This is a genomic window from Pseudaminobacter soli (ex Li et al. 2025) (genome assembly GCF_029892515.1).
Classification (GTDB): domain Bacteria; phylum Pseudomonadota; class Alphaproteobacteria; order Rhizobiales; family Rhizobiaceae; genus Pseudaminobacter; species Pseudaminobacter soli_A.
Window position 1 is genome coordinate 742,028 of sequence record NZ_JARXVF010000001.1, and the last position, 26,195, is coordinate 768,222.

Annotated in this window: 21 protein-coding genes and 1 tRNA gene; 7 read left to right on the plus strand and 15 right to left on the minus strand. The window is 62.4% G+C overall.

What is annotated here, in order from left to right; genetic code table 11:
- Position 1: 1 nt before the first annotated feature.
- Both cysD and M2281_RS03575 read right to left on the minus strand, forming a co-directional pair.
- On the minus strand, positions 2-907 hold the full coding sequence (cysD, locus tag M2281_RS03570; RefSeq protein WP_280819720.1) for a sulfate adenylyltransferase subunit CysD: 906 nt from the start codon (positions 905-907) through the stop codon (positions 2-4).
- Positions 908-1,205: 298 nt separating this feature from the next.
- Positions 1,206-1,796: a biotin transporter BioY gene (locus M2281_RS03575; RefSeq protein ID WP_280819721.1), complete on the minus strand. Its 591-nt coding sequence runs from the start codon at positions 1,794-1,796 to the stop codon at positions 1,206-1,208.
- 122 nt (positions 1,797-1,918) lie between these two features.
- On the opposite strand from M2281_RS03575, the gene M2281_RS03580 reads away from it, so the two are divergent.
- A complete protein-coding gene (locus M2281_RS03580) occupies positions 1,919-2,827 on the plus strand; it encodes an MBL fold metallo-hydrolase (RefSeq protein ID WP_280819722.1) in 909 nt (302 codons plus the stop codon).
- A gap of 15 nt (positions 2,828-2,842) precedes the next feature.
- Here the strand turns inward: M2281_RS03580 and M2281_RS03585 are convergent, their stop codons facing one another.
- Together M2281_RS03585 and M2281_RS03590 are read right to left on the minus strand one after the other, a co-directional pair.
- Positions 2,843-3,640, minus strand: a complete 798-nt coding sequence (locus M2281_RS03585; protein WP_280819723.1) for a DUF1499 domain-containing protein — start codon at positions 3,638-3,640, stop codon at positions 2,843-2,845.
- Positions 3,641-3,863: 223 nt separating this feature from the next.
- On the minus strand, positions 3,864-5,525 hold the full coding sequence (locus M2281_RS03590; RefSeq protein WP_280819724.1) for a long-chain-fatty-acid--CoA ligase: 1,662 nt from the start codon (positions 5,523-5,525) through the stop codon (positions 3,864-3,866).
- A gap of 183 nt (positions 5,526-5,708) precedes the next feature.
- Between M2281_RS03590 and M2281_RS03595 the strand changes: the two genes are divergently transcribed.
- Together M2281_RS03595 and M2281_RS03600 are read left to right on the plus strand one after the other, a co-directional pair.
- The gene (locus M2281_RS03595; protein WP_280819725.1) at positions 5,709-6,065 is read left to right on the plus strand and encodes a hypothetical protein; all 357 of its coding nucleotides are present in this window, start codon (positions 5,709-5,711) and stop codon (positions 6,063-6,065) included.
- A 134-nt stretch (positions 6,066-6,199) separates the two neighbouring features.
- Positions 6,200-6,622: a DUF427 domain-containing protein gene (locus M2281_RS03600; protein ID WP_280819726.1), complete on the plus strand. Its 423-nt coding sequence runs from the start codon at positions 6,200-6,202 to the stop codon at positions 6,620-6,622.
- 12 nt (positions 6,623-6,634) lie between these two features.
- On the opposite strand, the gene M2281_RS03605 is transcribed toward M2281_RS03600, so the two are convergent.
- Both M2281_RS03605 and ppdK read right to left on the minus strand, forming a co-directional pair.
- Positions 6,635-7,381 carry a polysaccharide deacetylase family protein gene (locus M2281_RS03605; RefSeq protein ID WP_280819727.1) on the minus strand — a complete coding sequence of 249 codons (747 nt, stop codon included), beginning with the start codon at positions 7,379-7,381 and terminating at the stop codon, positions 6,635-6,637.
- An 84-nt stretch (positions 7,382-7,465) separates the two neighbouring features.
- Complete coding sequence (ppdK, locus tag M2281_RS03610; RefSeq protein ID WP_280819728.1) at positions 7,466-10,141, minus strand: pyruvate, phosphate dikinase; 2,676 nt, start codon at positions 10,139-10,141, stop codon at positions 7,466-7,468.
- 201 nt (positions 10,142-10,342) lie between these two features.
- Here ppdK and M2281_RS03615 point away from each other — a divergent pair, with 201 nt between their 5' ends.
- Positions 10,343-10,687, plus strand: a complete 345-nt coding sequence (locus M2281_RS03615) for a VOC family protein (protein WP_280819729.1) — start codon at positions 10,343-10,345, stop codon at positions 10,685-10,687.
- Positions 10,688-10,824: 137 nt separating this feature from the next.
- Positions 10,825-10,899, plus strand: a tRNA-Gln gene (locus M2281_RS03620).
- Between the two features lie 28 nt (positions 10,900-10,927).
- On the opposite strand, the gene M2281_RS03625 is transcribed toward M2281_RS03620, so the two are convergent.
- From M2281_RS03625 to M2281_RS03660, 8 genes are all read right to left on the minus strand, one after another.
- The gene (locus M2281_RS03625) at positions 10,928-12,193 is read right to left on the minus strand and encodes a hypothetical protein (RefSeq protein ID WP_280819730.1); all 1,266 of its coding nucleotides are present in this window, start codon (positions 12,191-12,193) and stop codon (positions 10,928-10,930) included.
- Between the two features lie 68 nt (positions 12,194-12,261).
- Positions 12,262-13,821 (minus strand): vWA domain-containing protein, encoded by a 1,560-nt coding sequence (locus M2281_RS03630; protein WP_280819731.1) that lies wholly within the window; start codon positions 13,819-13,821, stop codon positions 12,262-12,264.
- Positions 13,818-14,819, minus strand: a complete 1,002-nt coding sequence (locus tag M2281_RS03635) for a vWA domain-containing protein (RefSeq protein WP_280819732.1) — start codon at positions 14,817-14,819, stop codon at positions 13,818-13,820. The genes M2281_RS03630 and M2281_RS03635 overlap by 4 nt, the downstream gene beginning before the upstream one ends.
- A complete protein-coding gene (locus tag M2281_RS03640; protein ID WP_280819733.1) occupies positions 14,806-15,327 on the minus strand; it encodes a DUF4381 domain-containing protein in 522 nt (173 codons plus the stop codon). Before M2281_RS03640 ends, M2281_RS03635 begins: the two co-directional genes overlap by 14 nt.
- 2 nt (positions 15,328-15,329) lie before the next feature.
- Entirely contained in the window at positions 15,330-16,331 is a 1,002-nt protein-coding gene (locus M2281_RS03645) for a DUF58 domain-containing protein (RefSeq protein ID WP_280819735.1), read from the minus strand.
- Between the two features lie 10 nt (positions 16,332-16,341).
- On the minus strand, positions 16,342-17,322 hold the full coding sequence (locus tag M2281_RS03650; RefSeq protein ID WP_280819736.1) for an AAA family ATPase: 981 nt from the start codon (positions 17,320-17,322) through the stop codon (positions 16,342-16,344).
- Positions 17,319-19,850, minus strand: a complete 2,532-nt coding sequence (locus M2281_RS03655) for a fused MFS/spermidine synthase (RefSeq protein WP_280819737.1) — start codon at positions 19,848-19,850, stop codon at positions 17,319-17,321. The genes M2281_RS03650 and M2281_RS03655 overlap by 4 nt, the downstream gene beginning before the upstream one ends.
- Before the next feature lie 106 nt (positions 19,851-19,956).
- Entirely contained in the window at positions 19,957-21,573 is a 1,617-nt protein-coding gene (locus M2281_RS03660; protein ID WP_425537661.1) for an arylsulfatase, read from the minus strand.
- 265 nt (positions 21,574-21,838) lie between these two features.
- Here M2281_RS03660 and M2281_RS03665 point away from each other — a divergent pair, with 265 nt between their 5' ends.
- Both M2281_RS03665 and M2281_RS03670 read left to right on the plus strand, forming a co-directional pair.
- Entirely contained in the window at positions 21,839-23,299 is a 1,461-nt protein-coding gene (locus M2281_RS03665; protein ID WP_280819738.1) for a DUF1254 domain-containing protein, read from the plus strand.
- Between the two features lie 377 nt (positions 23,300-23,676).
- Positions 23,677-25,128, plus strand: a complete 1,452-nt coding sequence (locus tag M2281_RS03670) for a DUF1254 domain-containing protein (RefSeq protein ID WP_280819739.1) — start codon at positions 23,677-23,679, stop codon at positions 25,126-25,128.
- Positions 25,129-25,150: 22 nt separating this feature from the next.
- Here M2281_RS03670 and M2281_RS03675 read toward each other — a convergent pair whose 3' ends face one another.
- Entirely contained in the window at positions 25,151-26,122 is a 972-nt protein-coding gene (locus M2281_RS03675; RefSeq protein WP_280819740.1) for a formylglycine-generating enzyme family protein, read from the minus strand.
- Positions 26,123-26,195: the final 73 nt, after the last annotated feature.

The following is a 26,195-nucleotide window of genomic DNA, read 5'->3' on the forward strand; positions in this document are numbered from 1 at the left end:
ATCAGAAATATCCCTCGCGCTTCTTCTTTTCCATGGAGCCCGCTTCGTCGCGGTCGATCAGGCGGCCCTGCCGCTCGGAGGTGCGCGCAATCAGCATCTCGCTGACGATGCCCTGCAGGTCGGTGGCGTCGGATTCGATGGCGCCCGTCAGCGGGTAGCAGCCCAGCGTCCTGAAGCGCACCAGCCGGTTTTCCACCACCTCGCCGGGCTTGAGCTTCATGCGATCGTCATCGCGCAGGATGAGCATGCCGTCGCGCTCGACCACCGGGCGCTCCTTGGCGAAATAGAGCGGCACGATGGGGATATCTTCCTGCAGGATGTACTGCCAGATATCGAGTTCGGTCCAATTGGAGAGCGGGAAGACGCGGATCGACTCGCCCGGCGCCACGCGCGTGTTGAAGATCTTCCACATCTCCGGCCGCTGGTTCTTCGGGTCCCAGGCGTGGCTCGAATTGCGGAAGGAGAAGATGCGCTCCTTGGCGCGCGACTTTTCTTCGTCGCGGCGCGCACCGCCGAAAGCCGCATCAAAACCGTATTTGTCGAGCGCCTGCCGCAGGCCCACCGTCTTCATGATGTGGGTGTGCGTGTTCGAGCCGTGGTCGAAGGGGTTGATGCCCTCGCGCACGCCGTCTTCATTGATATGTACCAGAAGGTCGAAGCCCAGCCGTTCGGCCATGGCGTCGCGAAACTCGATCATCTCGCGGAACTTCCATGTCGTATCGACGTGCAGGAACGGAAACGGTGGCTTGGCCGGATAAAAGGCCTTCATCGCAAGATGCAGCAGTACGGACGAATCCTTGCCGACCGAATAGAGCATCACCGGTTTGCTGAAGGTCGCTGCCACCTCACGAAAAATATGTATTGCCTCGGCTTCGAGCCGGTCGAGATGGGACAGCCTGGCAAGCATGGAACGCCTTCGGAGAAACGGAAAGTGACGACGGCAACGTCTTGAGTTTCTGCGATTTTCGTCGCCAGGGGCCTTCCTCTCAAGGAGCCCGCTACCAATTTTGCCGGGATTGCCGATCGCAGCGTGCGCTGCCGGGCACTTCTTTGGAAACTTGTTTCGCCGATAGGCAGCACTCGATTTTCCGGGCTGCGATCCGCGTGCTCATGGGAGCTTGAGCCGGCTCTTCCGAAGCCTCCTCCCCAAAAACAAAAAAGCCGCGAACCGAGGTTCGCGGCTTGTCTTTCGGAATGGCTTCCGATCAGCGCTTGGGCAGCAGCGCCCAGATGGCCGGGGCCAGCGTCGAGGCCAGCGCAACCTTGATCAGGTCGGGAACGATGAAGGGCACGACGCCGAACTGCCACGACTTCTCGACGCCGATCAGTGCGGCGAGCCAGGCAAAGCCCATGGCCATCATGACGACTTCGGCGGTCAGCACGGCGCCGAACATCTTGACCGGGCTGCGGTCCCAGCCGCGGTCAGCCGCCCAGCCGACGATTGCGGCCATAGCGACGAAGCCGGCCAGGTAGCCGCCGGTCGAGCCGAGCATATAGGCGATGCCGATGCCCTTCTCGGGCGTGCTCTGGAACACCGGGAAGCCCATCGCGCCCTGCGCCATGTAAAGAAGCAGCGTCGCCACTGCCAGGCGCATGCCGAAGGCGGCCGAGATCATGAAGATCGCCAGCGTCTGCAGCGACATGTCGACCGGTCCGAGCACGACCTTGGTCTTGGCGGACAGCGTGAGCAGTAGAGTGCCGGAAACGGCGAGGAAAATTTGCGTGGCCAGCCGCGCGGTGCCGCTCTCGGGCAGCGCCAGCGAAACGAGCGGGCGGGCGGAAATTGAATTTGCCATGGTGGTCCCCATTTCAATCGAGGTTGGCCGATCATCGCCGGCCGGGTTTGCCTATATTGGCTGTCATGCTAAGCGGCAAACAATTTTAGCGGTTTCGCACCGAAGGCTAGGCAGTTTCGACGATGTCCATTGAATTCGACACGAAGTTCGAGCCCGCCTATGGCGAATCCGTCCCCGTGGCAAAGGGCATTGCCCGGCTGACGGTGAACAATCCGAGCGCCTTCACCTTCCACGGCACCAACAGCTACATCGTCGGGCGGGACACACTGGCGGTAATCGATCCCGGCCCCGAGGACGAGGCGCAATTCCAGGCGCTGGTCAAGGCAATCGCAGGGCGCCCCGTCAGCCACATCTTCGTCAGCCATACGCATAGAGACCACTCTCCCCTTGCCGCCCGACTCGCGCAGGAAACCGGCGCCATCGTCGCTGCGGAAGGGCCACACCGTCCGGCCCGCCCATTGCGGATCGGCGAGATCAACCCGCTCGACGCCAGCGCCGACATGGATTTCAAACCCGATCTTGCATTGAAGGATGGCGATGTCGTCGAAGGCGACGGCTGGCGCATCAGCACCGTTCTGACGCCCGGCCACGCCGCCAACCATGCGGCCTTCGGGCTCGAGGGCACGGGCATCCTGTTCTCGGCCGATCACGTCATGGCCTGGGCAACATCCATCGTCGCTCCGCCGGACGGCGCCATGAGCGACTATATGGATTCGCTAGACCGGCTTCTGGAGCGGGACGACAGGCTGTTCCTGCCCGGCCATGGCGGAGCCGTGACCAAGCCGCGCTCATTCCTGCGCGGCCTCAAGGCCCACAGGAAGATGCGCGAGCGCGCCATCTTGGAAAGGGTGAAGACGGGTGACCGGACGGTCCGCGAAATGGTCGCCGCAATCTACCGCGACACCGATCCGCGCCTGCATGGCGCTGCCGGCCTTTCAGTTCTCGCCCATCTCGAAGACCTCGTCGGCCGCGGGGCGGTCACCACAGACGGCGAGGTTTCCATCGACGGCCGTTTTTCTCCCGCCCACTAGACTGGGTTAGTCAGCTCACTCGGCGTCGGGCAGCGGCTTCTGACCCGTCTCGCTGCCGACCTCCGCATCGAGGTCGTTCATGAACTGCGCGATGCGGGCGGCATTGTCGCCAAGGTCGTGCCGGCCGTAGCGAGAGGCCGAGCGCATGTCGACATAGGTCGTGTCGCCCTCATCGACGATCCGTATCGCCACGTCCACCGGAAAGTCCAGCAAGGTGGTGTAGGCCAGCGCGTCGATGGTTATCACTTCCTCTTCGGGATGATGGGTCGGGCCGAAAAGCTTCCAGTCGGTGTGGGACAGGACGGCTTCGACCGCCGCCAGCGTACGGTCGAGCGAGAGGTCGTATCGCCTGCCGGTAACGTCCGGATATTTCTCCTGCTGCAGCTTGCGCTGCGCCGGCGACGGGGCTTCCACCGGGTTCATGCTTGGGGTGCGCATCTTCAACGCCATCGTCAGTTCAGGCGGATCGTCGAGGTCCGTGGAAATATCGTTCAGTTCGGGGTGACTGTAGGCGCGATAGCCCGACAACAGGAACGGCACCAGCACGAGCACGGCGACGATCGCGCCACGGGTCATGTCGTTGCCGCCGAGATAGCCGTCGTTCCACACCGAAGGAAAGGCGAAGGCCGCCAGCAGCAGAGCGATGGCCGCAAGCACAGCAACTATCGCGAGCACCCAGAGAAAGGGCACCGTCTCAAGGAAAGCATAGCGGTGGCCGAGCCCGGCTACGATGAACAGCACCGCTGAAAAGGACGCCAGACGCCACGACCAAATCGCGCTCTTCGACGTCCGTTCCTCCAGATATGCCACCATGTCGCCTACCGTCGGTTCCGCAATCCCCGACTACTTAGAGCATTTTGGCGCGAGGTGGTATCACCTGACCTCGCACAAAGGCGGTACAATCAAGTAGATAGACCGTGATGTCGTCCGAAGGTGGTCGTCCGTCCTCCACATCCGTCCCCCGCTTCGCTCGGACGACCTCTCCCCGACGGGGAAGAGGAAATTTCGGATGTTGGGGCGACCTTCTTCTCCTCGGCTAGAGCGTCTCCCTGTCCGGCAGCCTCTCCGCCTCATCGGTCGGAAGCCGATAGTCGCTGAACTGCTTGCGCAAAGTGCTCTTCTGGATCTTGCCGGTCGCCGTATGCGGTATTTCGTCGACGAAAGCCACGTCGTCAGGCAGCCACCACTTGGGGACCTTGTCCTTCATGAAGCCAAGGATATCCGCCTTGCCCGGCTCCCGGCCCTGCTTGCGCACCACCACCAGCAACGGCCGCTCGTCCCATTTGGAGTGCCGCACGCCGATGACGGCAGCCTCGGCGACATCCGGATGGCCGACCGCGAGGTTTTCGAGCTCGATGGTGGAGATCCACTCGCCGCCCGATTTGATCACGTCCTTGGCCCGGTCGGTGATCTGCATGTAGCCGTTCGGGTCGATATGGGCGACGTCACCCGTGTCGAACCAGCCTTCCTCGTCGAACTGCTCCTTGCCCGCTCCGCCGTAGTAGGCGCGCGCCACCGCAGGCCCCCTCACCTTCAGTCGGCCGAACGTCTTGCCGTCCCAAGGCTGCGGCCGGTCGTTGTCGTCGGTGACGATCATCTCGACGCCGAAGGGCGCATGGCCCTGCTTCTCCTCGATGTCGAGCCGCGTCTCGCCTTCGAGCCGGGCATATTCCGGCTTCATCGTGCAGAGGCTGCCGAGCGGCGACATCTCGGTCATGCCCCAGGCATGGACGACCTCCACGTCGTAATTGTCCTGGAATTTCTTTGCCATTATGCGCGGGCAGGCGGAACCGCCGATGACGACCTTCTTGAGATAGGGCAGCTTCTTGCCGGTCTCCTCCAGATGCTGCAGCAGCATCAGCCATACGGTCGGCACGGCGGCCGTGAAGCTGACTTTCTCGGTATCAAGGAGTTCATAGATCGAGGCGCCATCCATGCGCCCGCCCGGCATCACCAGCTTGGCGCCGATCATCGGCGCGCTCTGGGCCAGGCCCCAGGCATTGGCATGGAACATCGGCACGACCGGCAGGACGACGTCCCGCGTGGAAATGCCCATCGCATCGGGCATGCAAGCCATCATCGCGTGCAGCACGTTCGAGCGGTGACTGTAGACGACGCCCTTCGGCTCCCCGGTGGTTCCCGAGGTGTAGCACATGCCGGCCGCCGCGTTTTCATCGAGCGCCACCCAGCGGAAGTCGCCATCGGCTTCACCCAGCCACTCCTCATAGGGCACCGCATTGGACAGCGAGGTTAGCGGCATATGCGCCGCATCCGTCATGACGATGACCTGCCAAAGCGTCGGAACCGATGCTGCGATCTTTTCCACCAACGGCAGGAAGGTCAGGTCGACGAACAGCGCCCTGTCCTCGGCATGGTTCATGATCCAGACGATCTGCTCGGGAAACAGGCGCGGATTGAGCGTGTGGTAGACCGCGCCCATGCCCATGATGCCATACCAGGCCTCGATGTGGCGCGCGGTGTTCCAGGCCAGCGTGGCGATGCGGTCGCCGCGCTCGTAGCCCTCCCTTTCCAGGCGCTGCGCCACCTTCAGCGCGCGGCCGCGCAATTCGCCATAGGTCGTGCGAACGATCGGCCCCTCGACGGAACGCGAGACGATCTCACGATGCGGGTGCTGGGTTCCGGCGTGGTCGAGTATCTTGTGACAGAGCAGCGGCCATTCCTGCATCAATCCGAGCATTCCGTTCCTCCCTTTGTCGTATGTTGTTTTCGGCATTGTTGGAACGAAAGGACGGATTGTCCAGCACTACCCCAGCGCTTAGCCTAATTGGTTAGAAAAGCCCGGGCTGCCGCCATATTGCGGCCACTGTCGCTGCCAATGTTCCAGCCGGGCGGGCGTATAGACAAGGGACAGGGGTTCGACATGAGCGAGAAACCCGTCGAGAACGGCGAAGCCGAAGTTGCCTCCGAAAACACCGTCGAGCTGCCTACCAATGGCGAGCCGGTTTCCGACCAGGCTTTCGAAGAGGTCGTGAGCGGGGCATTGGGCGCCGTAGGCGGCACGCTTCTGTTCAAGATGCGGGTCGACCAGGCAAAGGAGCCGCACCACGCGGCAGCGGCCTTCGTCGGCCAGGGCGAAAGCCGCCAGTTCCTGATCCTGACCATGCCGATCGCCGGCGGCCATCTCAGTGTGGAAACCACGGCCAAGAGCAAGAGCCCCATTGCCGGCATCGCGGCTGCCTACGCCCATCTCGCGGACGCTTTTTCGACCGCCGCCTGACAGGCGCTTCATCGGATCGGCATAAGCGCACGCTTCCTCAGCGACGAGGCGGAGCGCCTTCACGGATTTGTGGAAACGAAGCCAGGAACGTAAGCTCGGGCATGGACGTTTTCAGCGATCCGTAGGAGCTTCGCATGGCAACAGAAGTCCTTTCCTCGCCCGGTTTTCGGCGCAACCCGCAATATCATCTCACCGCCAGGCGCTTTAGCGGCACCGTCGTCGTCACCTTCGCCGACGCGGTCCTGGCCTCCACGACCGCAGCCCGGGTGGTGCGCGAGGAGGGCCACGAGCCCGTCTATTACGTGCCCTTCGAGGATATCTATTTCGAGTTCCTGACGCGCAGCGATACACGCACGCATTGCCCCTACAAGGGCGACGCATCCCACTGGAACGTGACGGCGTCCGGGGATGCCGAGAAGGACGTCATGTGGGCATATGAGGAGCCTTATGAGGAAATGAGGCTCATCCGAAACTACGGCGCCTTCTACCCGCAGAAAGTCTCGATAGCCGTGACGCCTGCTGTTTCGAAGAACCTCGATTCCCACTGGCCCGAATAGCGGTATACCCGCTCAATCAGTGGTGTCGTCGGTTCCCTCGCCGTCGGCATCGTCGAGCCGCACGAAATTGACGCCCTTGGCCTTGAGCTCCATCAGCCCCTTCGCCAGGCCCTCGCCGGCCGCATGGGTCGGCTGGTTGATGTGGGCGATGATGACGTCGCCGTCCTTCGCAGCAGCGACGCGCCGTGCGGTCTCCTTGGCGCTCAGCAGCGAACCGCCGTCACCATTGATCGAGTAGCCCGCGATCTTGAAGCCGAGCTTGCGGATCAGCGCGATAGCCGAAGGGCTGTACAGCGCGGTGGCGCCGCGAAACCATTTCGGAGCCGGCTGGCCGTTCTTGGCAAGTGCCGCTGCACCGTCCTCGACCTCGGCCGCCACTGCGTCCGGGCTGCCGGCTGTGCTGATGCCATAGATCTTGCGCGGCGTATCGACGGCCGGAACGTGATGGCCGCCATGGTTCTCGAGCTCGAACAGGTCGGGGTGCGCCTTCATGATCTCGAGCGCCTCGGCGTTGCGCTTGAGCCAAATGCCGGTGACGAAGATCGTCGCCGGAATGCGGTTCTCGACCAGCGCGGAGAGGATGCGGTTGTCGGTCTTGCCACCGCAGGCATCAAGCGTCAGCGCCACGCGTGGTGGCGTGGCGGCATCCTCGTGGGGTTTGAGGCGAAGCGTAGGCTCCAGGAGAGGTACGGCGTGACCGGCGGGAACCGCCGAGACCAGGAGTCCGGCGGCAATCATGGATTTCAGTAGCAGGCGCATGACAGTCAGTTCCAGGCGTTTTACGGCCCGTCCCAAAGTCCGCCATCAAGGCGAAAATCGGGATAGGCCCCGCCTGTTTTCGAACTATGCGCCCTTGCGCGACGTTTTGACCGCGGCCTGCGCCGCCGCCAGTCTCGCGATCGGTACCCGGAAGGGTGAGCAGGAGACGTAGTCGAGGCCCACTTCCTCGCAGAAATGGATCGACGCCGGATCGCCGCCATGCTCGCCACAGATGCCGAGCTTCAGGGATGGCCGCGTCGACCTGCCCTTTTCGGCGCCGATGCGCACCAGTTCGCCAACACCTTCAACGTCGAGCGACACGAAAGGATCCTGATCGATGATGCCTTTCTGACGATAGGTTTCCAGGAAGGATGCCGCGTCGTCACGCGAAATGCCAAACGTGGTCTGCGTCAGGTCGTTGGTGCCGAAGGAGAAGAACTCCGCCGTCTCGGCAATCACATGCGCCCGGATCGCCGCGCGCGGCAGCTCGATCATGGTGCCGGTGAGGTATTCCACCTTCACGCCGGTCTCTTCCATGACGCTCTTGGCCACGGCATCGATGCGGGCCTTCACATAGTCGAGTTCCTTCACCAGACCCACCAGCGGCACCATGATTTCGGGAACGACCGGGTTGCCGGTCTGCTTGCCGGCCTCCACCGCCGCCTCGAAGATGGCGCGCGCCTGCATCTCGGCGATTTCCGGATAGGACACAGCCAGCCGGCAGCCGCGATGCCCCAGCATCGGGTTGAACTCGTGCAGCAGATCGGTGCGCTGCCGCAGCTTGTCGGGCGAGACGCCCATAGACGCCGCGACCTCGGCGATCTCGTGATCGGTCTTGGGCAGGAATTCGTGCAGCGGCGGATCGAGTAGGCGGATGGTGACCGGCAGGCCGGCCATGATCTCGAACAGCTCGACAAAGTCCGAACGCTGCATGGGCAGCAGCTTGGCAAGTGCTGCACGGCGACCGTTTTCGGAATCGGCCAGGATCATCTCGCGCATCGCCAGGATGCGGTCATCCTCGAAGAACATGTGCTCGGTGCGGCAAAGGCCGATGCCTTCGGCGCCGAAGGACCGCGCCATGCGCGCATCCGCCGGGGTTTCGGCATTGGCACGCACCTTCATGCGGCGGATCTTGTCGGCCCATTCCATGATCGAGGCGAAATCGCCCGAAAGCTCAGGCTGCAGCATGGGCACAGCGCCCTTCAGCACCTGGCCATTGGCGCCATCGATGGTGATGATGTCGCCCTTGTGGAAGGTCACGCCCATCGTGGTCAGCGTGCCGGCCTTATAGTCGACCCGCAGCGAGCCCGCGCCCGAAACGCAAGGCTTGCCCATGCCACGCGCCACAACGGCCGCGTGGCTGGTCATGCCGCCGCGCGTGGTCAAGATGCCTTCGGCGGCATGCATGCCATGGATGTCTTCCGGGCTCGTCTCGATGCGAACCAGGATGACCTTCTTGCCGATGGCGCGCATCTCCTCGGCTTCGTTGGAGGAGAACACGATCTCGCCGGTAGCAGCCCCTGGCGAAGCCGGCAGGCCCATTGCGATGACATGGCGCTCGGCCTTCGGATCGATGGTCGGGTGCAGCAGCTGGTCGAGCGAGGCCGGATCGATGCGGGCCACCGCCTCGTCCGTGGTGATCAGCCCCTCGGCGGCCATGTCGACCGCGATCTTCAACGCTGCCTTGGCGGTCCGCTTGCCCGAGCGGGTCTGCAGCATCCACAGCTTGCCACGCTCGATGGTGAATTCGAGGTCCTGCATATCGCGGTAGTGCTTTTCCAACTGCTCCGAGATCTTCGTGAAGGACGCGAACGCATCGGGCATCAGCTTCTGCAGCGAAGGCTTGTCGGAACCGGCAGCAACACGTGCAACCTCGGTGATGTTCTGCGGGGTGCGAATGCCCGCCACCACGTCCTCGCCCTGCGCATTCACAAGGAACTCGCCATAAAGCGCCTTCTCGCCAGTCGACGGATTGCGCGTGAAGGCAACGCCGGTGGCCGATGTGTCGCCCATATTGCCGAACACCATGGCCTGAACGTTGACCGCCGTGCCCCAGCTTTCGGGAATGTCGTGCAGGCGGCGATAGGTGATGGCGCGGTGGTTCATCCAGCTGGAGAACACGGCGCCGATGGCGCCCCAGAGCTGCTCCTTCGGGTCCTGCGGGAACGGCTTGCCGAGTTCCTCCTCGACTTTAGCCTTGTAGAGCGCGATCACTTCCTGCCATTCCGCGGCCGACAGCTCGGTGTCGAGCTCGTGGCCAAGGCGTGCCTTCTCGTCCTGCAGGATTTCCTCGAACACCTCGTGTTCGAGCCCCATGACGACATCCGAATACATCTGGATGAAGCGGCGGTAGCTGTCATAGGCAAAGCGCGCATCGCCCGAATCGGCGGCCAGCGCCTCGACCGTGACGTCGTTGAGGCCGAGATTGAGCACAGTGTCCATCATGCCCGGCATCGAGGCGCGGGCGCCAGAACGCACCGAAACCAGCAGCAGCTTTTCCGGATCGCCGAAATTGCGGTCGGTCAGCCGGCCGATATGGTTCAGCGCCTCGCTGATCTCGGCCTCGAGCCCGCCGGGATAGGTGCGGCCGTTGGCATAGAAGGCGTTGCAGACCTCGGTGGTGATCGTAAAACCGGGCGGCACGGGCAGCCCCAGGCTGCACATCTCGGCAAGGTTGGCACCTTTGCCGCCGAGAAGATTCTTGTCGCCGGCACGCCCTTCGGCGGCACCATCCCCAAAGGTGTAGACCCACTTGGCCATGCTTGCTCCTCGCCAGTCTCAGAGGCCGCCGGAAAGGCCGGTGGCAACCCTCTGATGCGAAGCGATAAATTGCTGCGCTGCGAAAGGCAACCGCCGCGTCACCCCTATCCGGCCTACAATCGATTAAGAAAACGAACGGAAACAAGACTTGTTCAACGGCTCGATCCAATATAGAACATAAAGGGAACAATGAGGGTCATCATGAAACAGACGGGAAAGCTCGATTATCTCGAAATGCCGGCGACCGGCGGCACGCTCGACAGCGTCAAGGCATTTTACAGCGCCGCCTTTTCGTGGTCGTTCACCGACTACGGCCCAACCTATTCGGCATACAACGAAGGGCTGGAGGGTGGCTTCGATGCCGATGCCTCAGGGGCCGTGGCAAAACCGCTGCCGGTTCTCTATTCGGAAAATCTGGAGCAGACCCTTGCGGCGGTGGAAGATGCCGGCGGCAGGATCGTCCGGCCGATCTTTTCCTTCCCCGGCGGTCGCCGTTTTCACTTCACCGACCCGGCCGGCAACGAACTGGCTGTGTGGGGGCAATAGAAGAGCTGGTCGACTTTCGACCTCTGCTCTCAGTGCACCTCGCTTGCCGGGCAACAAAATTAGCCTGCGCGCGATTGTGCTTTTCGCCGACACTGAATATAAGGCCGCGACCGACCTGACTCGGATCAGTCGCGTTTTGGGGCGTCGCCAAGCGGTAAGGCATCGGTTTTTGGTACCGACATTCCCAGGTTCGAATCCTGGCGCCCCAGCCACGCCTCCCTTCAATTCGACCTTTCCCCATCAAGGATTCAGAGCGGGCAAAGCAGCCACCTGCTTTCCAGTCGCTCCTCTGCGCTTCCTGAGCCAGTTGCGCCTTGCCTCAGAGGTGGCGTTGAGCAAGCCACGCGGCTGCCAACCGGCCTGGTCGTCGAGCGGGCCGAAAGTCGCGCGCTCGAACCGCTCAAGTTCCCGGTCCGCACCCTCGACACCGAACTCCCGCAGCCAGACGTCCAGCCGCGAGATGTCAGCTCGGCGGGACCAGGCGTCCAGGGCGGCGTAGATCACAAGCCGGTTGCCTGAACGGCACGCCGCCTCGAATTTTCCGAAATAAGCCGACTCCGAATGTTCGCGCTCGTCTTGCCAACGCGTCCACCAGGCTCTGACCCTTGGCCAGACGGCCCGACAAGCCCAGGCAAGAAGCGCAAGAGCAAGCAGTGCGCCAATCGTCCGCAGTAGCGCGAGCTTCCATCGGGAGGGATCGGCTGAAACGGGTGGCGCCGGTTGAGGCGGCGCGATCGGCGATTGGAATGCCGTCTGCTCGGAAACCGTGACATCGATCGCCGGCGCAGTCGCCGTTTCCCGCTTTCGGGTCGCAGGGTCGTACCAGGAGATTTCCACCGACGGCAGAGCATAATCGCCTGCTTTTTCAAACGCATAGGTAGCCCGGTCGATGCGCTTGCCTTCCACGTCGCCCAGACCACTCGTCGCATTCGAAAGCACCGGGTCCTGCGGATAAATCCTGATGCCTTCCGGAGCGGCGAAGTCGGCCTCCGGGATCATCATCGCCTGCATGCCGGCGGCCGTAATAGTGATCGTGCGCACGAGCGTGTCGCCGGCCTTTAGTCCTTTGGGATCGCGGTCGAGCGTCTGGCTCACTGTGAGTTTGGTCGCGACCGCCGCAATCGACCCGGACGAAGTGCCGGGCGGTCCAGTCACCGTGAATTTTGTCCGTGGCAATGTCACCGAACCGTTGGTGCCCTGCCCCGGCACTGCGGCATAGGTGAAGGTGATCCGGGTTTCAGGCAGCGCAAACTCGCCGGCGACCTGGGGCGTCACCAGGTAGGAGCGGCGAATGCCTGCATAGGTGGTATCGCCTATCGTCTCGACTAGGTTCTGCGCACCGTCCTGAAGCGTCACGATGGCGTTGGGGAAATCGATCTGCGGGAATTTCGGCGGCGACATGAAGTAGTTCGGGGCGAGCACATCGACGGCGATTTCCACCTGCTGGCCGACGACGATCGGGGGCGGTGTCATTACCTGTACGCGGACCAGCGGCTCCGCCGCCAAAGCTGATGCGCAAGACAGCAGCCATAGAAGACCAGCGATGAATGCGCTGACGCAGTCTGGCCACTTGGTCATTTGGGTTTCCCCGCAGCCTCGATGGCAAATTTGCGCGCCAGAAGATCGGCAGGCGTGACCTGGATGTTCCGCATCCAGATTTCTGCGGTCTGCTCGGCCAGATCGATCCTGCCCTCCTTGCCCTGTTTGCCCCGCTCGTCGAACTGGATCTGGTCGGGCGTCTCCTTGGGTTCGTCGGCCTGTTCCTGCTCGTCCTTCGTGCGCTCAGCGATCAACTTCTGGATGATGGCAAGGTTGGTCTCGGCCTCTTTCCAACCGGGCCGCAGCTTCAATGCCTGCTGATAGCTTGCGACTGCCTCGGGCAGTTTGTTGAGATGCGCCAGCGCGTTGCCCTGGTTAAAATAGCTTTCCGGGCTTTCCACTTGGGCGAACGCGTCCGCTGCCTTGGCGAAATCGCCAGCGCGGTAGAAGGCGACGCCACGCCACATCGGATCATCAAATACCGCGGCCGCCTTCGCATAGTCGCCCTGCTCGAAAGCGCGACGCCCCTGCTGGTCGTGCGTGAGCCACATGTCCATGAAGGAAGACGCCTGCGACTGGCCGGGTGAAAATAGGGCGAGCGCAAGCAGGATCGCACCGGCCCAATGGACCGACCAGCCTCGCCTGAACCAGAGGGCTCCCACGATCGCGGTCGGGATCGTCAGCCACCAGCCAAGGTCCCGCCAGCGGGTCTCGCCTGCCGCCTGCTGCTGTTCGAGATGGGTACGGATACGCCTCTCGATCCAGTTCACGTCGCTGTCGTCCAGCGTCACGGTGGCAAGCTGAACGCTGGTTTCCCGTTGAAGCGCCTTGAGCTGGTCAGCGTTCAGTTTCGGAATGACGCGACCGCCGCCAGCGTCGGTGAGGTATTGGCCCTCTGCCGTCTTGACCGGCCCGCCCTCGGGCGTGCCGATGGCCAGCACCATTATCTCGAAATTGCCGGAATTCTTGAACTCGGGGAACGCCGCCTGCTCCACCCCGTCCGTCATGAGCAATATCGTTCCCGGCGCGCTTTCGGACGCGAGCGACGATCGCACCTCCCGCAAGGCCGCAGCCGTATCCTTGCCGGGGACGGGCATGAGACGGGTCGAGAGCGAGTTCACATAGGTCTGGATCAGGGAGGCATCGTCGGTCAGCGGCAGCACCATGTGGGCCGAACCCGCATAGGCAAAGATTGCGGTGCGCGCACCCTGCCGGCGCTTCAGCAGATCCTGGACTTTCAGCTTGGCGCGCTCCAGCCGGGTCGGCGATATGTCGGTCGCATCCATCGTCTGGGACAGGTCCATGACAATGGCGAGCGCAGCCTTGTCCTCCACGAAGGGCGGCCGTTCATGCTGGAAGGTCGGGCCCGCGGCCGCCAAGGCCCCGAGAATGATCGCAAAGCTCACAAGGTGAACCGGCCGGAAACGACTTGCCGTGCTCCCGTCGACCACGAGATGATCGAGCAGATTGGCGGCAATGACGCCGCGCCAGCGCGTGCGCACATCCTGGCGATGCGAGACCAGCCAGATGAGGGCCAGCGCGGCGAGGATCGCCAGAAGCCACCACGGTCGCAGAAAATGGAAGTTCGCGATCATGCCGCCGCCTGCCTCCCACGACGGTTGAGCAGACCAGTGATGATCCAGGCCAGGAAATGGTATGCGATGAGCAAGAGCAGCGCAGCGCCCAGAGGGTAATAGAACAGTTCGATCCTCGGCCGCCAGGACAGTGTCTTCTGGTTGGCGGGTGTTATCCGATCGAGCGTCTGGTAGATCTGCTCGAGCTGACTCTGGTCCTGACCGAAGTAATATTGCCCACCCGTCGTCGCCGCGATCTTCTGCAAAGTCGCGATATCGAGCTTGTCCTCGCCGGTCGCGTTGGGGTCGCCTATGCCCACCGTATGCACGACGATGCCGTTCTGCTTGGCGATCTCTGCCGCCTGGTTGGGCTGCATCCTGCTTGCCGTGTCGTTGCCGTCGGTCAGCACGATCAGCACTTTTTCCGGCGCCGGGCTGTTCTGGAACATCTTGATCGCAAGGCCGATCGCATCGCCCAATGAAGTGCGCGGGCCGGCCATGCCGGGCAGCAGGCCGGAAATCAAAGCCTGCAGCGTTTGGTGGTCCTGCGTGAACGGCGCGAGCGGATAAGGCGCGTCGCCAAAGGCGATCAGCCCCATGCGGTCGCCGGTGCGGCGCTTCACGAACTCGGAAACGACTTCGCGCACCGCATCGACCCGCCCGCCGAGTTGGCCGGAAGGTTCGCGAAAATCCTTGGTCTCCATGGACTGCGACAGGTCGAGCGCAAGCATCAGGTCGCGCTGGGGTTCGACCTTTTCGATGGGCGGTTCCACGAATTGCGGCCGCGCCAGCGCCAGCACGACCAGTCCCCAGCAGATCGGCGCAAGAATTCGCTGGGCCCAGTTCATCCGCCTCACGATCGCCCCTCGCGTCGGCGAAATGCCGGCGGCCTGCGTGACCTCGCCGAAGAAAGCGATGCGCACGGAGGCCGTTTCCTGCCGATAGGGCGGCAGCAGCCACCAGACCAGCAGTGGCAGGGGAAGAAGGGCAAGCAGCCAGGGATACTCAAGCTGATACACGATGCCCCTCGATCCATGCGCGTGCGCCCGCAAACACTGCGCGAGCTTGATCGTCCGGGAGGGCGCCAAGAGTTCCGGCTTTCTGGTATTCCTCATCCTGCAACAATCGCGCCAGTTCCGGGGCGATCGGCCTGTCGTAGTGGGCGCCGAGAAACTCCACCCACTGCGCGCCGCTGAGCGGGGCAACCGATGCTCGCGGCCAGACTGAGAGAGCCACCCTTTTCAGCAATTCGGGTATGGCGAGCGCCTCCGCGAGGAGGCCATCAGGATGGCCCGCATCCCTTTCCAGGGCATCGAGTTCGGCCAATGCCTCGCGGCGATAGCGGTTGGCGTGCCGCCAAGCGAGCCAGCGCCAAAGGCCGAAGATCATCGCGGCCAGAAGGATCGCAAACAGCAGCGCCCAACCCCAGGTCTGCGGCCACCAGGAAACGGGCTGCGGCTGCGCGATGTCGGCCAGCTTGTCCAGCGCAGCACGGGTCTTGTCGTCGATTGGAGGCGTCTCAGCCATCGCTAGCGCCTCTGGTTGCGCCACGAAAGCTTGCGCATCATCTGGCGCATCTGCGGCACGGTTTCCTCGGCGGCCGAAAGAAGCATCATCGGCATTCCAAGCTGCTGCTGCCAGCCCAGGATTTCATTGCCCCGAGCTCTGGCGTAGTCGCCGATGCGGCTGCGGGTATTGCCATGTCCGAAAGGGAGAACGGCCTGAAGCGAGCCTTCGCTCACGACCATCTCCCCCTTCTCCGGAAGCTCGAGCAGGAACGGGTCGTAGACCAGTATCGCCAGCACATCATTGCTCATCGTCAGGCCCAGGAGCATGTCGCGGGTGTCGTTGTCGTGGCCGTCGAAATCGCTGATAACGATGATCAGATGGTCATGCGCGGCCTGGGCTGCCACCGCCCGCAGGGCGGCATTGAGCTGGCCCTGCCCCTTCGAATCCTCGGATTTTGCGTGCAGTGCCGAGTTCTGCTCGACGATAGGATTGAGGAAATCGATCACCGCAGCGCGGCTCCGATGCGGTCGCACCTCGGTTACCTTTGTGTCGTTGAAGACGACGCCCCCGACCCGATCGCCCATCACAAGCACGCGCCAGGCACAAAGGGCCGCAGCCTCCGCCGCGGATACCGATTTCATGGCGCGGCGGCTGCCGAAGAACATGTTCAGGCGCTGGTCGACGACGATCAGCGCCGGACGGTCTTTCTCCTCGGTGTAGACCCGGACGAACGGTTTTCCCGCGCGCGCAGTCACCCGCCAGTCCATGGTGCGGATATCGTCGCCGGGGATGTATTCGCGCAGTTCCTCGAAGGCTAATCCCCGCCCCCGCATTCGCGACTGGTGCCGCCCCACCAGCATCTGGTGCCCCGGCCGCCGCGCCCACATGCCAGGCCCGCGAACCGCCGCCTCCAGGGTCACGAGGTCAGCAACCGAAGCATAGACGCCCGGCTCGCCTTCCACGTCGCGGTGGGGGCGGGCAACTCCCTTGGAACGTCCAAGTGCCGAGAGTGAAAATGGCATCGCCGCATCCTCACGCCACCGCGACACGCTCCACCAGGCGGTCGACCACCTGGTCCGCAGTCATGCCACCGGCATGCGCTTCGTAGGACAGGATCAGCCGGTGGCGGAAAACGTCATGCACGATCGCCCTGACGTCGTCGGGGGTGACATAGTCCCTGCCCTGGAACCAGGCATAGGAGCGCGAGACCTTGTCGAGCGCGATGGATCCGCGGGGACTGACGCCGACCTGGATCCATTTCGCAAGGTCGGCATCGTATTTGTCCGGCGTGCGCGTGCCATAGACCAGCGAGACAATGTAGTTCTCCACCGGCTCGGAGACCGTGACCGCGTTGATTTCCCCACGCGCGTCGAAGATCGCCTGCTGCGCCAGCAACATGTCGTTCTCGGACGCCTTCTTGCCGGCGCCGTTTCCGACCTCTTCGCTGCGCACCAGCCGCATGATGTCGCCTTCCGCCTGCTGGTCCGGGTAGCCGACCTGCACATGCAACAGGAAGCGGTCGAGCTGCGCCTCGGGCAGCGGATAGGTCCCTTCCTGCTCGATGGGATTTTGCGTCGCCATGACGAGGAACAATTGCGGGAGCGCACGGCTTTCGCCACCCACCGTCACCTGGCGCTCCTCCATGGCTTCGAGCAATGCCGACTGCACCTTGGCAGGCGCGCGGTTGATCTCGTCGGCGAGCACGAGATTGGCGAATACCGGGCCGGCCTGGAACTTGAACGTGCCCTTGCCGCCTTCCGTGAAATAGATTTCGGAACCGGTGATATCGGAAGGCAAAAGGTCCGGCGTGAACTGCACGCGCGAAAGCTTCGCATCAAGGTTCTTCGACAGCGTCTTGATCGCCCTCGTCTTGGCCAGGCCCGGCAGGCCCTCGACCAGAATATGCCCGTTGCTCAGCAAGCCAAGCAGCATCCGCTCGACCATGCCTTCCTGGCCGATGATGGACTGGTTGATGCGCTGGCCAAGCGCAACGATGTCGTCGCGAGCGGTCATCCGCCCCTCCTCTCTCCGAAAACCCATCGGTAGTATGGATTGTCTGGCCCGGCCGCCTGCACCTTGGTCATTTCGGCTTGCCACCCGGCGCGGTCCCCGATGTAGGCGTAGATGCCTGCCTGATAGAACTTATCCAGCAGATCGCGCTCGCCATGGAACTGCGCCCAGAAGTCGGCGCTGGCATTTTCGACGGGCACGTCCTGCCGAAGGGCAAACAGTGCAACCAGCGTCTCGACGTAGGCGTCTCGCTTTACCCAAGGGGCGTATTCGATACGCGGGCGATCGTCGGTGACTGACGGAGCATCCCCGGCGAACCTGACCAACCCATCGCGGTCGGTGACCCAGAGGGAAAGCAGGGCCGCGGGCGAAGCGATCCCGACCTCCGCCAGCGCGGCCTTGACGTCCGGCTCGTTGAAACGCGGCGTCAGCTTTGCAAGGTCAAGCCTGATTGGGTCGCGCGACCCGATCAACAGCATCTCGTGGAGTTCGGTCGTCCACAGCGAGACATGCGGGAAGACGTCGATGAAGCTGCGCACCAACGACTGCGTGTCCTCGAAATTCTGCGTGGGCAAGGGCAACCATTGCGCAACAATCCCGCCGGGCTGTAGCCGAGCTGCCGCGAGCTTGTAGAAATCCGTCGAATATAAGTTCGCGACGCCTGCGGCAGACGGTGGCGGCGGCTCGAGCGTGATGAGGTCGTAGCGATCCGTGCTGGTCAGCAATTCCCGGCGCCCGTCACGCAGACGAACGTCGAGCCGTGTGTCCCGGCTCGCATCGTTGTTCCCCGCAAAAAGCGAGGTGGCCTCTACGACGGCCGGCAGCAGTTCGGCGGCAACTCGCCGTTCGAGGCCGGCGTAATCCAGTAGCGCGCCGGCGGTGATGCCGGTGCCGAGACCGACGACAAGCGCCGACCGCGGCTCGCCATTGTGGATGATCAACGGAAGTAGTGCCTGCAGGCGCATGTAGCGCAGCGAAGGCAGCGAATCCCCCGTGTTGGACACTCCTTGGATATAAAGGCGACGGAACTTCCTCGCCTCTTCGCCCTGCTCAACGACCGCAACTGTGGCGCCAAGCCCTTCCTCATAGAACACCAGATGCCCCGCGCGTGCGCCGGGAAGCAGCGTGGCGAGGCGGCTCGCGGGGATCAGTACGGCTGCGACCAGCGCGGCAGTCGCGAGCGCAGCGGAAGCTCTTCGGCCCCAGCTGTTTGGGGCCTGGCTCGCGAATGCGGCGACAGCGCCAGTCGCGGCGGCGGCTACCGCAAGCACACCCAGCGTGCGAACCAGACCGAGCCCAGGGACCAGGAGAAACCCGGTTGCTATCGAGCCGGCTATGCCGCCGATCGTGTTGATGGCAGTTACTATGCCAACGCCTGCCCCCACATGCTCCGTCGGTACGGCAAGTCTGAGGACGGCGGGAAAGGCTGCCCCCAGAAGGAGTGTAGGCAGGAAGACCATCGCAAGGGCGGCGACCTGGAAGCGCGCGCACATGCCGACGAACTCGCTGCCGGTGATGCGCAGCGCCCAGTATTCCGCGAACGACTGGACGGTTACGATCCAGTGCCCCAGAAATCCGATCTGGAGGAGCGCTACCACCCCTGCGCTGGCGATGAGCAGGCCGAAGGCGCTCCAGGGATCGCGGACACGATCGGCAAAGCGGGCAAAAACAGCCGCCCCGAGTGCAAGGCCGAAAAGGTAAGTGGCGAGCATGACCGAGAAGGCGAAGGCGCGCGTGCTCATGAATTGCGCGATCGATTGCGACCAGACGACTTCATAGCCAAGCGCGATGCCGCCTGCGACCGCATAAATGGCGATGGCTAGTTTCGTCTTGGCATTGAAGGTTCCCTTCACCGGTTGTTTGGGCGCTGGCAAAGCCGCCGACCGGAACAGGCCTGCGGCAGCAAGCGCGACCAGCAGGTTCACCGATGCAGCGGCGAACGCAGAACCTTTGATGCCTAGAACGGGGATGAGCAGAAAGGAGGCAAGCAGGGAACCCAAGACCGCGCCGGTCGTATTGGCCGCATACAAGCCGCCGCCGCGGGCTCCGATACCGTTCGCATTTGGTGAGACCGCGCGAACCATGACGGGCAGCGTGCCGCCCATGAGACAGGCGGGGATCGCTACCAAGGCACAGACCATTATCCAGGCAAGCGGAGCCGCTTCCCGTTCTATCGTTGCGAAAGGTGCGGCAGCTTGCGCAAGCAGCAGGGTCGACGAGATACCTAGCAGTGCGATACCCGCCTCAAGCCCGGCGTAGATCGCCAGCGGGCGCGTTGCTCGGTCCGCCAGGCGTCCTCCAACCAGCCCGCCGATTGCGAGGCCACCGAAGAAGGCACTGACGCCAACGGTGACCGCATAGACGTCGACGCCAACAATCAGCGTGAGCTGCTTGATCCAGAGAATCTGGAAGACGAGCGCGGAAAAGCCCGATGCGAATATGAACAAGGTCGACGCAACAGAAGCCTTGACCGCGAGACGGTCGAGGCTTGGTTGCGTCAGCTTTGTCCGCTGGGCCTGTGTCGTGCTCATATCCATGCTCTGCCAGCAGGGCTTTCGGATTCCCGGACGATTTTCTGATTGACCCACCGGCATCGAAAAAGATGCCGGTGGGAAGATGCGCTGTCAGCAGCGGCGCTTATTTCGCCGGTGCATCAACTCGCGCCTTGGCCGCAAGCTTGGCCTTCACATCGGCCACGATCTGGTCGATCGAGAAAGTCGCCGGCGTCTGGCTGGGCGGATATTCGACGAAGGTCTGCAGGAACGCTGCCGCTCTAGAAACGGCTTGCGCCGTCAAATATGCATTTTCCGCACGCCACTGATCATAGCCGCTACCGGATATGTCGGCGTGCTCGTAGGGGTCCATGCGAAGATTGTACATTTTGGGCAACCGAAGGCAGGTGAACGGGTTTGCCCAGATATCCATCTGGCCCGGCTGCCTCTGTTCGCAGAACACGAATTTCCAATTGTCCATCCGCATGGCCACAAGTTCGGCGTCGTCATTGAAGTAATAGAATTCGTGACGCGCGCCCTTGGGGTCCTGACCGGTCAGATATGGCAACTGGTTGTAGCCATCGAGATGCACCTTGAAGGTCTTTCCACCGACATCGGTGCCCTTCAGCAGGCGTTCCTTGATATCGGAATCCCCGGCCGCGGCCAGCAGCGTCGGGAACCAGTCGAGACCTGAGACGATGTCGTTGCCAACCGAGTTCGGCTTGATATGGCCGGGCCAGCGGATCATCGCGGGCACACGGAACGCGCCTTCCCAGTTCGAATCCTTCTCGCTGCGGAACGGCGTTACCGCGGCATCCGGCCAGGTAAAGGCATTCGGCCCGTTGTCGGTGGTGAAGATGACGATGGTGTTGTCTGCGATCTTCAGGTCATCCAGCGTCTTGAGCAGCTTGCCGACATTCTGGTCCATTTCCCACATGCCGTCGGCATAGAAATAGCCCTTGCCCAGCCCCGCCTTGCCTACGTAATCGGGACGGACGTGGGTGAAGATGTGCATGCGCGTGAAATTCATCCAGGTGAAGAACGGCTTCTTGGCATCGGTCTGACGTTTCATGAAATCGATGGCCGCACCGGTCGTTTCATCGTCGACCGTCTCCATGCGCTTGGTCGTAAGCGGCCCGGTGTCCTCAACCTTGCCATCCGCTGTCGCCTTCAACACGCCGCGCGGATTGTAGATTTTCATGAATGCCAGGTCATTCGAAGGCCAGTATGGACGCTCCGGTTCTTCCTCCGCATTCAGATGGTAGAGATTACCGAAAAACTCGTCGAAGCCATGCTTTGTCGGAAGGAATTCGTCCTTGTCACCGAGATGGTTCTTGCCGAACTGACCGGTGGCGTAGCCGAGCGGCTTGAGCGCCTGTGCAATGGTGACGTCACGGTCCTGGATGCCGACAGAAGCCCCTGGCATGCCAACCTTGGAAAGGCCGGTTCGCCACGCCGTCTGGCCGGTGATGAAGGTCGCGCGACCGGCCGTGCAGCTATTCTCCGCATAATAGTCGGTGAAAAGCATGCCGTCATTGGCAATGCGGTCGATATTCGGCGTCTGGTAGCCCACCAGCCCGCGCGAATAGGCGCTGATATTGGTCTGCCCAACATCGTCCCCGAAAATGACGAGGATGTTCGGCTTTGCCGCTTCCTGCGCATGAGCGACACCCATGCCTGAAGAGGGTGCGAATGCCGCGCCTGCGGTCAGCGACGTGGCGGCGGCAAACACCATCGTCCCCATTCTCAATCTGCTGAGCATTTCAAGCCTCCTGAACAAAGCCTGCATTACGTCCCAGCCAACCGGTCACTAATCCAAAACCGGTCCCAGACGGCGTAACTAGTGCCAGCGCAGATTTGGGGAAGTTCTTTTTGCTCGAAAGCTTGCTGGGTCAGCCTCACAACGTGAGGTGCAAATTGAAGGGTAGCCGGCAAAGCCGAAGAATAATGTTACCGGAACAAAGCCTTGCCGGCCTGCGGCATGCGACCAAATCTAGTGAGCGGTCCATCAGCGAGGAGTTGTTCTCATGCTGCAGGCAAGAAAAGCATCATTTGCGATAGGGCTTCTTGTGTCGTCGTTGGCTTCGGCTGCCTACGCACAGGAAACCCAAAAACCGTCCTACACATTTGACAAGGGCTATCCGACCCCGGAAACCAGCGCCAAGGCCTATCAGGATGCCGACCTGCAGCGGGCCATCGTTGCCTATCGCTTCTGGTATCCGACCGTTTCGGTGGAAGGCATTTTCAACGGCAATCGCGAGGCTGGCCTCAAGGACAATGAGGCCATGGGCGCCATGGCCGCCGGGCCGAAACAGCTTGGCTTCACGCTCAACTCCGACACGTCCTACGGCGCTGCGACACTCGATCTTTCCAAGGGGCCGATGGTCATCGACCTGCCCGAAGGGCCCTATATCGGCCTTATCGACGACCACAATCAAAGCTGGGTCCTCGACATGGGGCTTCCCGGCCCGGATGGCGGCAAGGGCGGCAAGTACCTGCTGCTCGGCCCCGGATATGAGGGCAAGATTCCCGACGGCTATCATGTCGGACTTTCCCCCACCAACAAGGTCCTCATGGCCGTGCGTGCGCTGCCTGTCGGCGGCGATCAGCAAGCCGCGTTGAATGCGCTGAAGGCGATCAAGGTCCATCCGCTTTCCGCAACCGGTGATCCAAAGCAGATGGAGGTCATCGACACGACCGGACGGGAGTTGGACAACACGTCGCTTCGCTGGGAGGACAATATGAAATTCTGGCAGGTCCTCGACCGCGTCATCCAGGAAGAACCGATCGTCGAGCAGTTCAAACCCATGTACGGCCTGCTCGCAACGCTCGGCATCGAGAAGGGCAAGCCGTTTGCGCCTGACGCGCGCATGCAGGCGATCCTCACGCAGGCGGCCAACGACGGTCGCGACCAGATGCTCGTCTCGGCCTTTGCCAGCAATCGCCCCGACCGCTTGGCCTGGCCAGACCGGCAATGGGAATGGGTCGGCCTGGTGCCCGGGGCCGCGCAGTTCGAAACGCCATCCGGCGTTGACCTCGAGGCGCGCGACCGCTGGTTTGCCCAGGCGATCGTAACCTCGCCTGCCATGTTCCGGCGCACACCCGGCGCGGGATCGCTTTACTGGCTCGGCGTTCGCGATGCGACCGGCGCCTATCTCGACGGCGGCAAGACCTACAAGCTCTCCATCCCGCAACCTGTGCCCGGCAAGCTCTTCTGGTCCGTCACGGCCTATGACGCACAGACCCGCTCCGAAGTGCAGACGGACCAGGACAAGGCCGCACTCAGGTCGCTGTTCGAACTCAAGGACGTCAATATGGACGACCCGGTCGAACTCTATTTCGGTCCCAAAGCCCCCGCTGGACAGGAAGGCCGGTGGATCAAGACCGTCCCGGGCCGAGGCTGGTTCGCCTATATGCGCATCTACGGCCCGGAGGCACCCGCCTTCGACGGCAGCTGGAAGCCGAGCGACTTCGAAGAGGTGAAATAGGTAACCCTGCCGTTTTCCCTGACGTGACGAGCTGCGAGGCCGGGGCTAGCCTTACCTTGTAGTTAATTGAATTTTTATCGAAGGGTTCTCATCCCACCCTGTTCATCGGGTGGGTTATCTCTACTTAATTCTACTTCAATCAAGAAAACCAAGCCACCTGCCCCATAGGTTTTCCGAAAGGGGCGCTTGGGTGGCGAGGATTATCGAGCCCGCTGTCTCACCCGAGACAGCGGGCTTTTCTTATGCCGGTGCAATCTCGACAAGCAATGCACCCCGATCAAATCAGAAAGCTGCGCCGATTTCTTCCATTGACCTGCCGTGGACGGGCGCCATTTCAGAACCGTGACCAGAATGCCAACTAATTAAGGAGTCTCACCATGAGGCGTACTGCTTTTGCTGGCTTGGCCCTCACATTCTCGTTGTTGCTGCCGGCCGCGTCGGCTGGTGCCAAGGAGGGCATCTCACAAGACGAGGCGAATGCCATCGCCGTCGATGCCTATCTCTACTTCTACCCATTGATCACCATGGATCTGACGCGGCGGCAGTCCACCAATGTCGAAAAGGCAACGGAAGCCGGCAAAGCACCGATGAACGCCTTCTCGAACGTACCGGCTTATCCGCCCGCAGATATGCGGATGGTCGTGCGGCCCAACTTCGACACCCTCTATTCCGTCGCGTGGCTCGACCTGACCAAAGAGCCTTTGATCGTTTCCGTGCCCGATACCGGCGGACGCTACTATCTGATGCCGATGCTCGACATGTGGTCCGACGTATTTGCCTCGCCGGGCTGGCGGACCACCGGCACCCAGGCGGGCGATTTCTTGGTTGCGCCGTCCGGTTGGAGACCCGACCTGCGCGAGGTCATCGACGAGTTCAAGCTCCCCAAGAACATCCAGCGCATCGATGCGCCTACGCCGATCGTCTGGATCATCGGCCGAACGAAGACGGACGGGCCTCAGGACTATGACGCCGTCCACAAGATACAGGCGGGCTTCACGATCACCCCGTTGTCTGAGTGGAACAAGACAGACGCACCGGTGGTCGGAAAGGTCGATCCGAAGATCGACATGAAGACGCCTCCCAAGATCCAGGTCGACACCATGCCGGCCGGAACATACTTCGCCAACGCGGCTGAACTACTGAAGACGATCCCCCCTCACGTCACCGACCAGCCGATCATCGCGCAGATGAAGCGGATAGGGATCGAGACCGGTAAGGATTTCGATCTGTCGAAGGTCGATCCCGTCGCTCGCAAGGCATTGGAGAATGCGCCGAAGGAAGCGCAGCGGCTGATGGCATGGAAGGTGCCGACGCTGGCGCGGGTCGCCAACGGCTGGTCGTTGAACACCGACACCATGGGCGTCTACGGTAACTTCTATCTGAAGCGGGCCATCGTGGCTCAACTCGGCCTCGGCGCGAACGTGCCGGAGGATGCGATCTATCCCCTGAACCTTGCCGACGATACCGGCAAGCCGCTCGACGGTGCCAACAAATATGCGATCCATTTCGATAAGGCGACGCTGCCACCAGTTGATGCCTTCTGGTCCATCACGAGTTACGACAGCGAGGGCTACCAGGTTGCAAACCCGCTGAACCGCTTCGCCGTCAGCAGCTGGATGCCCTTCACCTATAATGCCGATGGATCCTTGGATCTCTATTTCCAGAATGAAAGCCCCGGCAAGGACAAGGAGGCCAACTGGCTGCCGGCGCCGAAAGGTCCATTCAACCTGACCATGAGGCTCTACGCGCCGCGACCCGACGCTTTGACCGGCAAATGGGCGCCGCCGCCGGTCAACTTGGAACGGCCGGCGAATATGGGCGGCCAATAGTCCGGAGCGCGCTCAGCGCACCCTACCCCTTGGCTTCTCGTGCAATGCACCTGAAGCCAAGATGCGAGATCGAGGTGTCGACCGGCTGGGCCATGCGCGCGGCCGGTCGATAGCGGCGGCAATAGTTCGGTGCGCAGAGATGCGAGCCTCCCTTGGTCACCTTGCGCGGTATCTGTGCGCCGGGCTGCCGTGGATCGACACTCGCCTCCCTGCTTGCGCCGCGCGGGTTGAGAGCCGTGCAGCACGGACTGTCGATCCGACCATGCTCCTGGTACCAATCGGCCGTCCATTGCCAGACATTGCCGGCCATATCGAAGAGGCCATAGCCGTTGGGCGGAAACGAGCCGACCGGGGCGGTGTATTCAAAACCGTCTTCCAGCGTGTTGCGATAGGGAAACTCGCCCTGCCAGGTATTGGCCATCTGCTTGCCGCCGGGCGTAAGTTCATCGCCCCAGACGAATTCGGCGCCCTCCAGGCCGCCTCGCGCCGCAAACTCCCACTCGGCCTCGGTGGGCAACTCCTTGCCGATCCACTTCGCGTAAGCCTCGACGTCCTCCCACGCGACATGCACGACGGGATGGTCCACCAGCTTCTTGATCGAGCTTGCCGGCCCCCGTGGGTGACGCCAATTCGCGCCCTTCACATAGACCCACCAGTTGTAGTGATTGTGCATGTCGACCGGGCCTGAAGGCTTTACGAAGATGGTCGACGACGGCGCGAGCATTCCCGGAAGCGCACCGGGATAGTCGTCTGGATTGGCCGGCCTTTCGGCCAGCGTGACATAGCCAGTTTCTTCGACGAAGCGCGAAAACTCGCGGTTGGTCACGGTGAACCTGTCCATCCAGAAACCGTCGACGCGAACCCTATGGGCCGGAGCTTCCTCGGGATAGTGGAGCTCCGACCCCATCAGGAATTCGCCACCGGGAATCCAGACCATGTCGGGAAACGGCGCCTCAGTGGCACTGGGATTGATGAGCTTTGTGCTTTCGTTCATCGCCACCTCTCCATGGACGCATGCAATGCCAAGGGCCGTCGGCAGCAGACGCTGCCGACGGCCCCTTGCGGCA

Bases quoted from the DNA above. Each gene is read 5' to 3' on its own strand.
- cysD (WP_280819720.1), bottom strand. From the start codon at position 907: ATGCTTGCCAGGCTGTCCCATCTCGACCGGCTCGAAGCCGAGGCAATA.
- M2281_RS03575 (WP_280819721.1), bottom strand. From the start codon at position 1,796: ATGGCAAATTCAATTTCCGCCCGCCCGCTCGTTTCGCTGGCGCTGCCC.
- M2281_RS03580 (WP_280819722.1), top strand. From the start codon at position 1,919: ATGTCCATTGAATTCGACACGAAGTTCGAGCCCGCCTATGGCGAATCC.
- M2281_RS03585 (WP_280819723.1), bottom strand. From the start codon at position 3,640: ATGGTGGCATATCTGGAGGAACGGACGTCGAAGAGCGCGATTTGGTCG.
- M2281_RS03590 (WP_280819724.1), bottom strand. From the start codon at position 5,525: ATGCTCGGATTGATGCAGGAATGGCCGCTGCTCTGTCACAAGATACTC.
- M2281_RS03595 (WP_280819725.1), top strand. From the start codon at position 5,709: ATGAGCGAGAAACCCGTCGAGAACGGCGAAGCCGAAGTTGCCTCCGAA.
- M2281_RS03600 (WP_280819726.1), top strand. From the start codon at position 6,200: ATGGCAACAGAAGTCCTTTCCTCGCCCGGTTTTCGGCGCAACCCGCAA.
- M2281_RS03605 (WP_280819727.1), bottom strand. From the start codon at position 7,381: ATGCGCCTGCTACTGAAATCCATGATTGCCGCCGGACTCCTGGTCTCG.
- ppdK (WP_280819728.1), bottom strand. From the start codon at position 10,141: ATGGCCAAGTGGGTCTACACCTTTGGGGATGGTGCCGCCGAAGGGCGT.
- M2281_RS03615 (WP_280819729.1), top strand. From the start codon at position 10,343: ATGAAACAGACGGGAAAGCTCGATTATCTCGAAATGCCGGCGACCGGC.
- M2281_RS03630 (WP_280819731.1), bottom strand. From the start codon at position 13,821: ATGATCGCGAACTTCCATTTTCTGCGACCGTGGTGGCTTCTGGCGATC.
- M2281_RS03640 (WP_280819733.1), bottom strand. From the start codon at position 15,327: ATGGCTGAGACGCCTCCAATCGACGACAAGACCCGTGCTGCGCTGGAC.
- M2281_RS03645 (WP_280819735.1), bottom strand. From the start codon at position 16,331: ATGCCATTTTCACTCTCGGCACTTGGACGTTCCAAGGGAGTTGCCCGC.
- M2281_RS03650 (WP_280819736.1), bottom strand. From the start codon at position 17,322: ATGACCGCTCGCGACGACATCGTTGCGCTTGGCCAGCGCATCAACCAG.
- M2281_RS03655 (WP_280819737.1), bottom strand. From the start codon at position 19,850: ATGAGCACGACACAGGCCCAGCGGACAAAGCTGACGCAACCAAGCCTC.
- M2281_RS03660 (WP_425537661.1), bottom strand. From the start codon at position 21,573: ATGCTCAGCAGATTGAGAATGGGGACGATGGTGTTTGCCGCCGCCACG.
- M2281_RS03665 (WP_280819738.1), top strand. From the start codon at position 21,839: ATGCTGCAGGCAAGAAAAGCATCATTTGCGATAGGGCTTCTTGTGTCG.
- M2281_RS03670 (WP_280819739.1), top strand. From the start codon at position 23,677: ATGAGGCGTACTGCTTTTGCTGGCTTGGCCCTCACATTCTCGTTGTTG.
- M2281_RS03675 (WP_280819740.1), bottom strand. From the start codon at position 26,122: ATGAACGAAAGCACAAAGCTCATCAATCCCAGTGCCACTGAGGCGCCG.